This window comes from bacterium (assembly GCA_037147175.1).
Classification (GTDB): domain Bacteria; phylum Cyanobacteriota; class Vampirovibrionia; order Gastranaerophilales; family UBA9971; genus UBA9971.
The window spans coordinates 1-12,780 of record JBAWVS010000006.1 but is presented as its reverse complement, the minus strand read 5'-3'; the positions used below and the strand labels follow the sequence as shown (position 1 = coordinate 12,780).

Below are 12,780 nucleotides of genomic sequence, written 5' to 3'. Positions count from 1 at the left end.
TTAATCCTTTTCCTGAAATTCAATTAGTTACATTATATCTAAAAAGTTCTGGTAATCATATTAAAAAAATAAACTTCGGAATATTAATCCGAAGTTTATCTAAAAAATTATATTTATTGATTTAGTTATACTTTGCCTAAAACTTCAACTTTAACTCTTGATACACCTGAAGAAAGCATCCCTATCTCGTTAGCAGCTACTTTTGAAAGGTCGATAATTCTGCCTCTGACAAACGGACCTCTGTCTGTAATTTTTACAATACATTTTTTGCCGTTATACAAGTTTGTTACTTGAACTACAGTTCCAAAAGGAAGACTTTTATGTGCTGCCGTAAATTTGTTTTTGTTAAAAATACTGCCATCTGCCGCAGATCTTCCGTGAAATCTTCCGCCATACCAGGAAGCAAAGCCTGTCTGCATATAATCACCGTATCTTTGAACAAAATTTACAGGAGTTTTCTTTAATGAACTTGTAAGTAATTGAAAATCTCTTACAATCCTTGCAACACCAAGAGAATCTCTCATATTGTTGACCCAAATAAAAGCAAGCTCGGATGATGTCATTCCATATTCTTTTGCAATATTTGAATCTACAGTAAACAATACTCTGTCATTGATTCTTATAATGCCGGAACCGCTTTTGAAATCAGGGACTATGTTTTCAGGGTTTTCACCGTTTTTAATAATGCTGTTGATGTTTTCTGTAACTATTTTAGCTCTTTTTTCTGTAGACAATCCGCCTGCAGGTTTGGTAATTCTTAATACTTCGTTTTCTCCGATATAAACAGAAACAGGTGTATATTCACCTTTTTTCTCTTTATTGAAAACATATCTTGCTTTAATAAAATTACCGACAGGATTATCATCTTCATTGGAATGATAAACTGCTAAATTACCTTTATCTTTTGTTGTTTGGGTTGTGCTTGTCGCTACAGAATAAGAATAGCCTGTTAAAAATACTGTTAAAAACGTTAAAGTTATTGCTAAAGATATACTCTTTCGACTTATCATATTTTTTGAACTCTCTTTTTTGTAACCTTGCATTTAACTATTAAATTTGGTGATAAAGAACTGTCAAGTTCAAAACAGGTTTGTTCAAAAAAAGGTAAAAACCTTGCCACACAAGAAAAATAGTAGTTTTGTTTTTATATACAAAAAGAGGTCTTCTGTGAATTATAAAAATTGAATATCCCTTATTACAAAAGGCAAAAAACCTATAATTGTTTTTATAACAATAAAGACTGCATGGAAATGCTTAACATTCTGTAACAAATCTATTTTTCAAAAAACAATTTGTAGTCCTTAGCTTTTACAAATTAACGCTATATAGATTTTCATTCGGTGTTTAATCAATAAATAATCAATATACATGTGTTATAATTGTTATTTATTCCAATAAAATAAGCATTATCTTGTAATTTAATGCTAAATATCCAGTATTATAAGTTTAAAGAGACTTGTCGATTCAGACAAGTCTCTTTAAATAAAGTGTTTTTATAAATAATATCTTTGAATCTTTTTATATTTATACCTTTGCAAGTTTATCATTTACAAAAGCTTGTAAATTAGGGTCTTTTATTCTTGATAAAAGGCTGTGTTTGTCAATTTGTGAGGTTTTACCTATTTTTGCAAGAGCAGAAATAGCTTCACAAACAACTAATTCGTTTTCATCAGGTTTTAAAGCTATCCTTATTAAGTAAGGCGCACTTTCTTCAAGTTCAAGCTCATTAATCACTGATAAAGCTGACAGTTTTCTCTTTGTATCATCCGTATCAAGCTCTTTATAAAGATTATGAATTTGTTTATCCCAAAAATTTTCTTCTTCGTAAATTAATAAATGATAAATTTCATCAAGTTCGGCAAGAATATCTTTTTCTTCATCATAAGTATATTGCGAATTTTCTATGAACATTGAAAATTTTTGTCTCGTTTTAATTAAAAGCTGGGCATATTTGCCTGCAAGAGAATCTTCCGAATCTTTATTAGCCAGATTTATTAGGCTTTCAATGCATTCAAATATTTTAAAATCCAGAATAACGCCCATAGGCCATATTTCGGGAACTCCGGAAATTATATTATCAAGTGCTTCAAGTGCTAATAATCTTGTTTTTTCGTCTTTTTCCTTAAATAACGTGTGTATGTCTGTCAACATGGCAATTTCGCCGGCAATAAGTTCTGCCATCCCTGAATTGGACATAGCTTCCAGTATAGCAGTTGTAGCGTCCCTGTTACCGTAGTTTGCAAGAAATTGGGCAGCTTCAATCTTTTCCCATTCGTCATCTGACTTAAGAGTATTTATATAAAATTCATAAGATTCTTTATGTTCTATATTTCCTAAAGCTTCAGCCGAGTTGTTTCTAAGGGGCAAATAATACTTTTTGGAGGACTCAAATAAAGCTTCTGCTGCTTCAGGCTCATTCACATGGCAAAAATATCTTGCTGCATAAGTTTGTTCTTCAACAGTGCCTGTTTTAAGAATTTCAATCAATTTATAATTCAGGGAAGGTGATGAAAATTTGCTTAAACCCTCTGCTATGTAATCATCCCAGTCGCCTTCGTGTTTGTTAAAAAGTTTAAATACGTTTTCCAGATTATCTTTATTTATTGCTTGAATTAGCATATGTCCGGCTTTTTCTTTTATATAACTAAAAAAGACATCTGTATTTTCCATTAAGCATTGCCAGGCTTCAATATCTGCATTATTTATGATTTTTTCAGCTGCTTTACGGGCTTTTTCATTGTTTTTGCCCAGTAACTCAGATGTTGTCGAGTTTGGTAAATTCATTTAAACACTCCGTAAATTAATAATATTATTTAAGAGCCGATCTTGTTAAAAATATAAAAATCAAGATATACAAGCCGGTTTTGATTTTAACAAGACAGCTTCTAAAATTTTACCACTATTATTATAATTTATTGATTTTTTGAGTAAATTTTTTTAAAAAATAAAATACCGGCTTCTATTAGTTCTAAATATATAAACATGTGGATAATAAGACCTGAAAAACTTCGTGTTAACATAGCTCCAGCCAAAACTATAAAGCAGGTAAATTAAAAAAATAAATGTATAGAGAATCGTTAGAACAAATAGGAGAAGCGGGCATAAACCTGTCAAAAGCCCTCTGGTATATTTCCAGAGGGAAAATCAAATGGAAAGAAGTCGCAGTGCAAATAGTTAAAACAGGAATCGGCTCGTTGTTTCTTGCAGCAATAACAGCAAGTTTTGTAGGACTCGTTTTGACTTTGCAGCTCTTAACCCAGTTAGAGCTTTTTGGAGCTGAACGTTTTGTAGGCGGAATTGTTTCAACTTCTGCAATAAGAGAATTGGGGCCTATACTTTCCGCCATAGTAGTATCAGCAAGAGTAGGTTCTGCTATTTCTGCAGAAATAGGCAGTATGAAAGCATCTGAGCAAATCGATGCACTTATCGTTTTTGGAATAGATCCGGTAAGATATATAGTAGTCCCAAGACTTTTAGCAGCAGGGATAATTACACCTTTATTATGTTCATTATCGACTATTCTGTGTATTTTTGCCGGAATGATTCTTGCAAATTCAGTAGTCAATCTTAGTTATGATACTTATCTGGAATCAGTAAGATTAACCAACACAACTCATGATGTTTTTGTAATGTTATTAAAAGCCGGTATTTACGGAATAACAATAGCGATTGTTGCAACTACTACAGGGCTTCAAGTTAGAGGAGGAGCAGAAGCTGTGGGTGACGCAGCCACAAAAACTGTTGTTTGGAATTACATTCTCATTTTCATTTTTAATTATTTCCTAAGTTCTTATTTCTTTAGGCTTTAAGATGAATAACATTGATAAAAAAGAATCTATAGTAAGTTTTAGAAACGTCAGTGTTTCTTTTAAAGAGGTACATATATTAAAAGATCTTTCTTTTGATATATATCCCGGAGAAATCGTTACTATAGCAGGACCTTCAGGCTCAGGGAAAAGTACAATTTTGAAAATTTTAGGCAAAATTATTCAAATTGACTCGGGAGAAATAAAAGTTAACGCCCAAAGACTTGGAATGGCTTTTCAAAAAAGCGCACTTTTTAATTCCATGACCATCTGGAATAACTTAGCACTGGCTCTTGAAGAAACAACAAATTTAAATAAAAAAAAAATAAATAAAAAAGTAAAAGAAGCTCTTGAAATGGTTTCGCTTTCTTATACGGAAAATATGTATCCTGATGAACTTTCAGGCGGGATGCAAAAAAGGATAAGTATAGCCAGAGCGCTTGCAGTTTCGCCGGAAATAATCCTTTATGATGAGCCAAGTACTGGTCTTGACCCTGGAACAGCATCAAAACTCGAAAATGATATGCTTAAACTTCGTGACAAAACAGGAGTTACCTCAGTAGTTGTTACGCATGATCTCGAAACCATCAAAAAAGTTTCAGACAGAGTACTAGTTCTTTATGATGGAAAAATACGTTGGGAAGGAGTGATAGAAAACTTTATGACAGATGAATCTCCTTATCCAAGAAGTTTTAGGGAGAGATGCTCTATTGAAGATCTGTTAAATTCAGATTAAATTAATTTTCTGACAACATTGAAGTCTTAAATCAATATAAAAGGTGAAGAAAATTGACTACGAAAAGAAAATCAGAGAATGAAGCCATTTTGTTTAAAGCAGGAATTTTTATAATCTTTACTTTAGTGCTGTTAATATTTTCAATTTTATGGCTCAGATTTTTTTCATTTGTCCCCGAAAAAGCAATTACAGTAAAATTTGCAGAGTGCGGACCAATCCCCAAAGGTATTCCTGTGTATTATCATGGTGTTAATATTGGAAAAATCGACGGTACTGACTTTTCCAAGGATTTTAGATATACCCTGGTCGCGGTTTCAATATATAAAAAACATATAGATGTACCTAATAATGTTTATGCGGAAATTAAAACGACCGGCATTACAGGTCAAAATTATCTGGAAATTTTATACCCTGATAATCCGTCTGAAAAAATTCTTAAGAATGGCGATATTATAGAAGGAAAACTTTCTGATATGGAATTATTGGCAAAAGCAATAAGTATAGCTGTTAAAGAAGGAACAGTTAACAGGACAATTAAAGCAGTTGGCAAGACAACCATAAATACCGCTGCTGCAACTAAAAAGGCAGAACAAGTATTTAAACATCTCGATGAAATATTATCTTCCAACCGCGGTGATTTCAAAAAAATTATCAGCGAGGCGGCTTTAAGTGCAAGTAATTTTCATACGGCAAGTGTCTCGATAAAAAATATTTCTACTTCACCTGAACTGCAACAAAATATAAAATCTTCAGCAGCTTACATACCGAAAAATTCTGCAAAAATTGGATCTATAGTCTCTAATATAAATAAAATTTCTGTTGATGTAGACAAGGTCACAGGTAATTGTAAATTTCAAGAAGGCTTAATTAAAGCAGCAGAGGGAACGGGGAATTTTGCGGAAAGACTTGATAAAGGGGACTTGAGCTGCTTAATTAAAAAAACTCTCGGGGATACAGACAGAACTATTAATAAATATGATTGTATAGGAAATAGTTTTAACGAGATGATGAGCCAAAGATTTTTGCTCATGCGGCTTATGTTCGGAAAACCAGGAGAAAGTTTCCGAAAATGTAATAATTTGAAGTGTATTGAAGAAAAATATTAAAAATTAAGATATAGAAGCTTTAAAGGCTTGTTTTAAGAAGTTTGTTTTGATTTTGTCAGAACAGCTTCTATTGAACATGCAAAAAATTTTCATGCTTCTTACTATTTAACTCTAAACAAACTTACGCGTCATTGCGAGGAGAGGCTTTAGACTCGACGCGGCAATCCATTTTATTTTTTATAGATTGCTTCGCTATGCTCGCAATGATGATTTTGGCGATTTAGCAATTTGAGTTATTTAGAATTTGGCATGGTTTCGGCAAAATCAGCAGAAAAACACAAGATAAACACATATTAGCGCTAATTTTGCGAGTTTTATCAAGGCTTTGCCTTGATAACATGAAAAAGACGCTTGGTAATTTATAAAAATCGGTTTAATTTGTTAAATTTTGTAAAGAGCAGGAAATGCCTGTTATTTCCAACTCTGTGATTTTTTATTACCAAAATAAAGCTTTATTATTTATTTGTTATATAAAAAATAGCACTTTTGTAGCCGCATTTTTTTTAATATATATATAACCAAATAAAAACAAAATAAACCAAAAAGGTTATAAAACTGTAGTTATAAAAAATGAAGGAGAACACACACATGTCAATTAATTCTATTAACCCAAGCAACTTCTTACCATTACAGCCACAAAATTCAGGACAACAAGTTAATTATGGTCAACAGTTCCAAGGTCAAAGCATTTTCTCTTCACAAAATCCTGCTTCTAGTACTTCAGGTAATAAAAATCAAGACTTGGCTTCTCTTTTAAAAAGTTTAGGCGGTCAAGACGGTCAAGACTCAAGTTCAATAATGCAAATGCTTATGCAAATGTTACAACAATTAATGGGTGGACAACAATCCGGTGGCAGCGGCGGATCTGATTCATCAGGTGGCAGTACCGGTAGTTCAGGTAATACTGGTAGCACCGGCAGTACAGATAGTGCCGGCAGCTCTAGTTCTTCAGGTAGTACCGATTCAACTGATAAATCTCATAAAGGTCATAAATCAGACTCAACCGATTCAAAAAACAAAACTCATAAATCAGATTCAACGGATAAAAGTAGTGAAACCCATAAATCATCAACAGATAAAACTAATAAATCATCATCAAAACATAAATCGTCTTCAACATCAAAAGCATCTTCAACTAAATCAGCTTCAAGTCATAAAACAGCAACTAAATCATCTAAAAAATAATAAGTTTACTTTTAGAAAAAAGAACCTGTCTACAGCAGGTTCTTTTTTTGTTTATATTATTTAATTTTTTAAGTTACGACATTTAAACTGGATCCGGAACTGGAACTAAACGAGTTTACTCCGGTAGTTTCTGTACCGCCTTTAGAAATACCTGGACTGCTAAAGATTGACGCGGTAAAAATAGGAGATGTCTGGAATCCCAAGACGCCCGTACTTTCAGGAAGGCGTGATGGTTTTGAACCTACAGAACTAATAGGGTTAAGTAATGACATGTTTATATACCTCCACAGCACATACATCGACTACACACACTTAAAATCAAATAGGGTTATCGTTCTCTATATTAATAAAAACAAAAACAATCCTCTGATTTCAAAAATCCTTATTACTTGTTACATGAAGTTACAAAGTATTTTTTTTATTCTTTATTAACTATTTTTCCGTCGACTATTTCTATTATCCTGTCGGCTTTTTGAGCAAAATTTCTTTCATGCGTAACAATTATAAAAGTCATGTTTTCTTCAGCGTTTATTTTTCTAAATAAATTATAAATATCGTTACCTGTCTTTTGATCAAGTGCGCCTGTCGGTTCGTCTGCAAAAACTACCGAAGGTTGGTTCATTAATGCTCTCGCTATTGCAATACGTTGATTTTGTCCACCGGAAAGATTTGTCGGCTTAACATTAAATTTATCACCCAGCCCTACAATAGTTAAAATTTCTTTTGCTCTTTTTTCCAGAGAATTATTGATTTGTCTTGCTATATACGCGGGCATTAAAACATTTTCCAGTGCTGTAAACTCAGGAAGCAAAAGATGCGCCTGAAATATAAATCCAATTTCTTTGTTTCTGAATATTGCTTTTTGTTTCTCATTCCATTTTGAAGTTTCATTCCCCAAATAGTAAAGTCTTCCCGAAGTAGGTTTATCTAAAAGACCTAAAACATTCATCAAAGTGCTTTTACCTGAACCGCTGGGGCCTACTACTGCAATAAATTCTCCTTTTTGTATAGTTAAATTTATTTCAGTAAGGGCATGTACTGGTTGTATTCCCTGATAAATTTTATTTATGTTCTTTAGCTCTAAGAGTAGTTCATTTTCTGCTTCAACCATTTATTGCCTCCACAGGACGCAACTTGGCAGCTTGATAAGAAGGCAAAATGCTTGCCATTATACTTGTAAAGACCGAATAGAAAAAAGCCAGTATTGCATAACTTATGTTTAAATTGAATACAGGAACTTGTGAAGTAAAAACAGTTTCTCCTGCAGACTCAATTAGTTTTGAATACCAAATAATCAATATTTTAGCTCCTAAAAGACCTAAAAAGTACCCAAGAATACTTAATGATAAAGCTTGCACCATAAAAATCGCCATTATGGATATATTTTCAGCACCCATTGATTTTAAAATCCCTATTTCTTTTGCTTTTGAAGCTATAAGCATTATAAAAACGCTTGTAATGCTTGTAGCAGCAGAAAATATTATAAGAAAATTAATAAATAATATTATTAATTTAAATCTGTTCAACTGATCAAGGATTTGTTTGTTGTCTTCCATCCAGCTTGTGACGTAAAGTCCCGTTATTTTTTCTATTAACCTTGCTGTTTCTTCAGCTTTGTAGATATCTTTAACTTTTATTCCTATTCCTGTTACGTCATTTTTTATATTTAACAACTGTTGACCGGATTTCAAGTTTACATACGCAAGGTCTTCATCTTTAGATCTCAACCCTGTTGAAAAAATCCCTACCACTTTAAGACTTTTACTTTCTCCTGTCGGTCCTGTAGCTTTAATGCGTTTTCCAATGCCAACTTTCATTTTTTGGGCAAAAATATTTCCGAGAACAATCTCGTTAATGCTCAGATTTTTTATTCTTCCTTTAATAATATCTTTTTCAATATCTACGATTTTTAACTCTTCAGGAACAATTCCTCTTAATACAACCCCTCTTTCCTCTCCGCCTCTGATTATAAAAACTTCGCCTTCCGTAAAAGGAGCCATCGCTGCTATTTGTTGAATATTTTTAAGCTGTTCAATTATGTTTTTGTAAGATTTTATTTTTCTTTTTCTGGTTAAAACCTGATCTGAAAGCAAAAGATTCTCATCTTTAAATTTTTGGGCAAATAAGGTTTTATTTGTTTTAAAGGTATCTAATTCTTTTTGTATTGTAATATTAGGAGCACTTGAAACTGTTCTGTTTATTAAATCCTCCATAAAAGACAAATTAATTGACGGAATCCAAATAATAATGGCAACACCTATACTAATAGCCGTTACAATTATTATTGACTGCTTTAAATTAGCTTTTATGTACCTGAGAGCTATAAATAATTCATAAAATTTCATAGTTTGTAATAATCCATAATTTTTATATGATTATTGTTTTTTAATTTATTTTTCTCGATGCTTTTAAGAATAATATTCCCACTTTTAAGACCACCGAGTATTTTCGTTCTGTTATTATCAAAATTATCAGTTTTTATATAAGTTTTTCTCGCCCAAAAACCAAATTTTGTGAATACATAAGCTTCATTGTCTTTTTGGGTGACAAAATCTGTTGGTATAACTGTGACATTTTTATATTTAGCGGTGATTATTGATGCGTCTAAAGTCATTCCGACATCAAGACGGATATTTTTTTTAGGTCTGCTGAGCCTTGTTTCAAAAGTTCCTGTGAATGGATTTACCTGTTTTTGTATTTTTGTTACAAAACACTCAAAAACATCATCAGGATAAGCATCAAATACAACGAGGGCTTTTTGTCCTTTTTTTATAAAGGGCAGTTCTTTTTCTTCAACTTCCATACCCAAATATATCAGGTTAGGTACGACAAGTCTTGCTATTGGAGAAGTTGGTGAAGCAATATCACCAGTGTGAAGAATTTTGTCGGTAATAATCCCTGAAACGGGCGCTGTTATTATATAATTTTCAAGGTCGCCTTCCGAAAAAATAATATCTCCCTCGGCGGATTTTAATCTTCCTTTTGCTGCTTCAATTTGCTGCATCTTTATTTTTTGAATTGTAAGGCTTAATTTTTCTTTTGCCTGGTTTAATTCACCAAATGCTGAATTAATTTGTTCCTGAGTTTCACCTATTGAGGTTTCTAATTCTTTTCTTCTTAAAGTTTTTTGTTCTAATTCTCTTTTGCTGACAGCACCAGCCTTTTCAAGTATTTTATACCTGTCTTCATCAATCTTTGCATCAGAAAGGTCAATTTTATTTCTATTAAGAGTATATTTTAAAACTAAAGATTTCTGTACTACTTTATTCACTTCGGATTTTGCTATTTCAACTTCCTGTTTACGCGGTTCTGTGAGCAAATCTTCGAGATCCCAATAAGCCGTATCTAACCTGCCTTTAGCAGATATAAGACTTCCTGTTTGCTGTTTTCTCACTAAAGTTGCTATTAGTTGATCTTTTTTTACGTAATCACCTTCTTTTACATAAAATTTTTCAATATTTCCGATTATATTTGTTGTAACAAGGACATCTTCCAATGATTTTACAGTTCCTGTTACTGCCACGGCTTTTATAGCATCTTTAGAAACTACTTTATAAGCTTCAACAGGAACTCCGTCAAAAATGAACCACAATATAAACAGAATTAATAAAACTGCCGCTGTTATATAGCCTATTTTTCGTTTTTTTTTCATATTTTTCGATTAATTTTAACTGCTGTACTAAAATGATACCAATTCGCGCCCTTTAGAGGATTTTCTTTTTGTCATGCTGAGTGAAACGAAGCATCTGTCCCTTTGAGTATCAAGTCTATAAGCCTATAACTTTCAGGAGTGCTGCTTTTCAAGAAAATTTGGCTTTGCCTCAGAATGACATTTTTGTGTTTTTACTTGATAGATGGCAATTTAGTATGATTACTTTTTTAGAGCGGTATAAAGCTAACTTAAATACTACAGTATTAAATTTTTTCAGTAAATTACAGTATCGAGTTTATTTATTGCCTGATAGAATTAAGCCTGTTGAAAAAACTTATTGTTAAATCATTTTAATGGTAGAATTTAATAAACTGGTATAGTATGTAAAAATCTGGAGGTCAAATTGACTGAAAAAGTTGCTCATAGCAGTCTTGAAACACTTAGAAACACTAGAATCCAAAAATTAAATGATCTTGTTGACAAAGGCATAAATCCTTATCCTTATACTTATGATAGAACAGCTTCTGCTGCGCAGTTGCACGAAAAATATAAAGAGCTTCCTTCAGAAGGAGAAGATACCGAGATTTACAGCGTTGCAGGAAGAGTTATGGCAATGCGAAACAGCGGAATGTTTATAGATCTCGTTGACAGTTCAGGAAAAATCCAGCTTTTTACACATAAAGAAAATGTTGATGAAGAAAAAATCAAGCTTCTTAAACTTCTTGATGTAGGCGATATTATTGGCGTTCATGGCAACGTAAGAAGAACTCCCCGCGGAGAATTAAGTATAAAAGTCAACGATTTAAAAATTCTTTCCAAGTCGCTTTTGCCGCTTCCCGAAAAATGGCATGGTCTTACTGATGTGGAAACACGCTACAGGCAGCGTTATTTAGATATGATTATGAACGAAGAAGTTCGTGATACTTTCTTGAAAAGAAGTTTAATCCTGAAAGAAATTCGTGATTATCTGACAAAACGTGGATTTCTTGAAGTAGAAACTCCTATGCTTCAGACTATAGCAGGCGGAGCTACTGCAAGACCTTTTAAAACATTTCATAATGCTCATGATATGGATATGTTCCTTAGGATTGCCCCTGAATTATACTTAAAAAGGCTTATGGTAGGCGGTTTGTCCGAAAAAATATTTGAAATTAACAGAAGCTTTAGAAATGAAGGAATTTCTCCTAAACACAATCCCGAATTTACAATGCTTGAATTGTATCAGGCTTATGTTGATTACAATGAAATGATGGTGCTTACTGAAAATTTAATAAGTTCGGTAGCGCAAAGTGTTCTTGGAACAATGATTGTAAATTATCAGGGCAGAGAAATCAACTTAACACCTCCTTGGGATAGAATGACAATGCTAGGTGCCGTTAAAAAATTCACTGAAGTCGACTTCAGCCAGTTCCTTACAGTTCCTGAAGCGGCAGAAGAAGCTAAAAAACTTGGTGCTGAAATTGAAGAAGGCGATACATGGGGAGTTATCCTTGATAAAGTCTTTGAAATAAAAGTTGAACCTAATTTAATTCAGCCGGTACATATTATTGACTACCCGAGAGACATATCACCTCTTGCAAAACCTCATAGAGATGATAATAGACTTGTTGAAAGATTTGAAACACGAGTAAACGGTTGGGAAATTGCCAATGCTTTCTCTGAATTAACCGATCCTATTGACCAGAGAAGAAGATTTGAACAGCAGGTTGCAAATAAAAGGGAAAATGATCATGAAACCCCTGCTGAAGTCGATGATGATTACATCACTGCTTTAGAATTCGGAATGCCTCCTTCCGGCGGACTTGGAATTGGCATAGACAGACTGATTATGATACTTACAAACTCCGTAAGTATACGAGATGTCATCGCTTTCCCTACAATGCGACCAAAAGTTAATTTATAGAAAGTAAACTTTCTGTTCTTGCCAAAGTCCCCGGCAAAATAGAAATATGTTTTTTAGGGTTCAGCAGCCTTTCTATTCTTGTTAAAGTGTCAGGCAAGGTTGAAGAAAGAAAACTGACTCTGGAGTGGGTGTTGGCAGAAGCAGCTATTCGTAATTTGGAAATTTCATCCAGTGCTAATCTTTCAGTATCCGAATTTTTTCCGGGATTAAAATAATATTCTCCAATGTTTTTGGCGGCATTTTTTGCTGCTTTATGTAATTCATGCGGCAACAATTTTAAAGCTCCAAAATCTATAATTTTCAGCCCAATTGTATTTAGTTCATCAATAATCTCAGAAACTAGTGTTCAGTTAAGTTAAAAGTTTAGAACAAATTTTCTTTTTTCACGTCTT

Annotated in this window: 12 protein-coding genes; 5 read left to right on the top strand and 7 right to left on the bottom strand. The window is 32.9% G+C overall.

Going from position 1 to position 12,780, the window contains the following annotated elements; all coding sequences use genetic code 11:
- Positions 1–125: 125 nt before the first annotated feature.
- Together WCG23_02495 and WCG23_02490 are read right to left on the bottom strand one after the other, a co-directional pair.
- Positions 126–1,010 carry a septal ring lytic transglycosylase RlpA family protein gene (locus WCG23_02495; protein MEI8388735.1) on the bottom strand — a complete coding sequence of 295 codons (885 nt, stop codon included), beginning with the start codon at positions 1,008–1,010 and terminating at the stop codon, positions 126–128.
- Between the two features lie 514 nt (positions 1,011–1,524).
- Positions 1,525–2,784 (bottom strand): hypothetical protein, encoded by a 1,260-nt coding sequence (locus WCG23_02490; GenBank protein ID MEI8388734.1) that lies wholly within the window; start codon positions 2,782–2,784, stop codon positions 1,525–1,527.
- A gap of 278 nt (positions 2,785–3,062) precedes the next feature.
- On the opposite strand from WCG23_02490, the gene WCG23_02485 reads away from it, so the two are divergent.
- From WCG23_02485 to WCG23_02470, 4 genes are all read left to right on the top strand, one after another.
- A complete protein-coding gene (locus WCG23_02485) occupies positions 3,063–3,809 on the top strand; it encodes an ABC transporter permease (GenBank protein ID MEI8388733.1) in 747 nt (248 codons plus the stop codon).
- Between the two features lies 1 nt (position 3,810).
- Positions 3,811–4,542: an ATP-binding cassette domain-containing protein gene (locus WCG23_02480; GenBank protein MEI8388732.1), complete on the top strand. Its 732-nt coding sequence runs from the start codon at positions 3,811–3,813 to the stop codon at positions 4,540–4,542.
- A gap of 53 nt (positions 4,543–4,595) precedes the next feature.
- Positions 4,596–5,648, top strand: a complete 1,053-nt coding sequence (locus WCG23_02475) for an MlaD family protein (GenBank protein ID MEI8388731.1) — start codon at positions 4,596–4,598, stop codon at positions 5,646–5,648.
- A gap of 588 nt (positions 5,649–6,236) precedes the next feature.
- On the top strand, positions 6,237–6,833 hold the full coding sequence (locus WCG23_02470; GenBank protein ID MEI8388730.1) for a hypothetical protein: 597 nt from the start codon (positions 6,237–6,239) through the stop codon (positions 6,831–6,833).
- 68 nt (positions 6,834–6,901) lie between these two features.
- On the opposite strand, the gene WCG23_02465 is transcribed toward WCG23_02470, so the two are convergent.
- The 4 genes from WCG23_02465 to WCG23_02450 form a co-directional block, all read right to left on the bottom strand.
- Positions 6,902–7,105, bottom strand: coding sequence for a hypothetical protein (locus WCG23_02465; protein MEI8388729.1), 204 nt, complete (start codon positions 7,103–7,105; stop codon positions 6,902–6,904).
- A gap of 146 nt (positions 7,106–7,251) precedes the next feature.
- Positions 7,252–7,944 carry an ABC transporter ATP-binding protein gene (locus WCG23_02460; protein ID MEI8388728.1) on the bottom strand — a complete coding sequence of 231 codons (693 nt, stop codon included), beginning with the start codon at positions 7,942–7,944 and terminating at the stop codon, positions 7,252–7,254.
- Positions 7,937–9,178 (bottom strand): ABC transporter permease, encoded by a 1,242-nt coding sequence (locus WCG23_02455; protein ID MEI8388727.1) that lies wholly within the window; start codon positions 9,176–9,178, stop codon positions 7,937–7,939. The genes WCG23_02460 and WCG23_02455 overlap by 8 nt, the downstream gene beginning before the upstream one ends.
- Positions 9,175–10,485, bottom strand: coding sequence for an HlyD family secretion protein (locus WCG23_02450; GenBank protein ID MEI8388726.1), 1,311 nt, complete (start codon positions 10,483–10,485; stop codon positions 9,175–9,177). The genes WCG23_02455 and WCG23_02450 overlap by 4 nt, the downstream gene beginning before the upstream one ends.
- Positions 10,486–10,888: 403 nt before the next feature.
- On the opposite strand from WCG23_02450, the gene lysS reads away from it, so the two are divergent.
- Entirely contained in the window at positions 10,889–12,388 is a 1,500-nt protein-coding gene (gene lysS / locus WCG23_02445) for a lysine--tRNA ligase (GenBank protein ID MEI8388725.1), read from the top strand.
- Here the strand turns inward: lysS and WCG23_02440 are convergent.
- On the bottom strand, positions 12,378–12,659 hold the full coding sequence (locus tag WCG23_02440; protein ID MEI8388724.1) for a hypothetical protein: 282 nt from the start codon (positions 12,657–12,659) through the stop codon (positions 12,378–12,380). The two genes, lysS and WCG23_02440, sit on opposite strands and share 11 nt — an antisense overlap.
- Between the last annotated feature and the right edge of the window lie 121 nt (positions 12,660–12,780).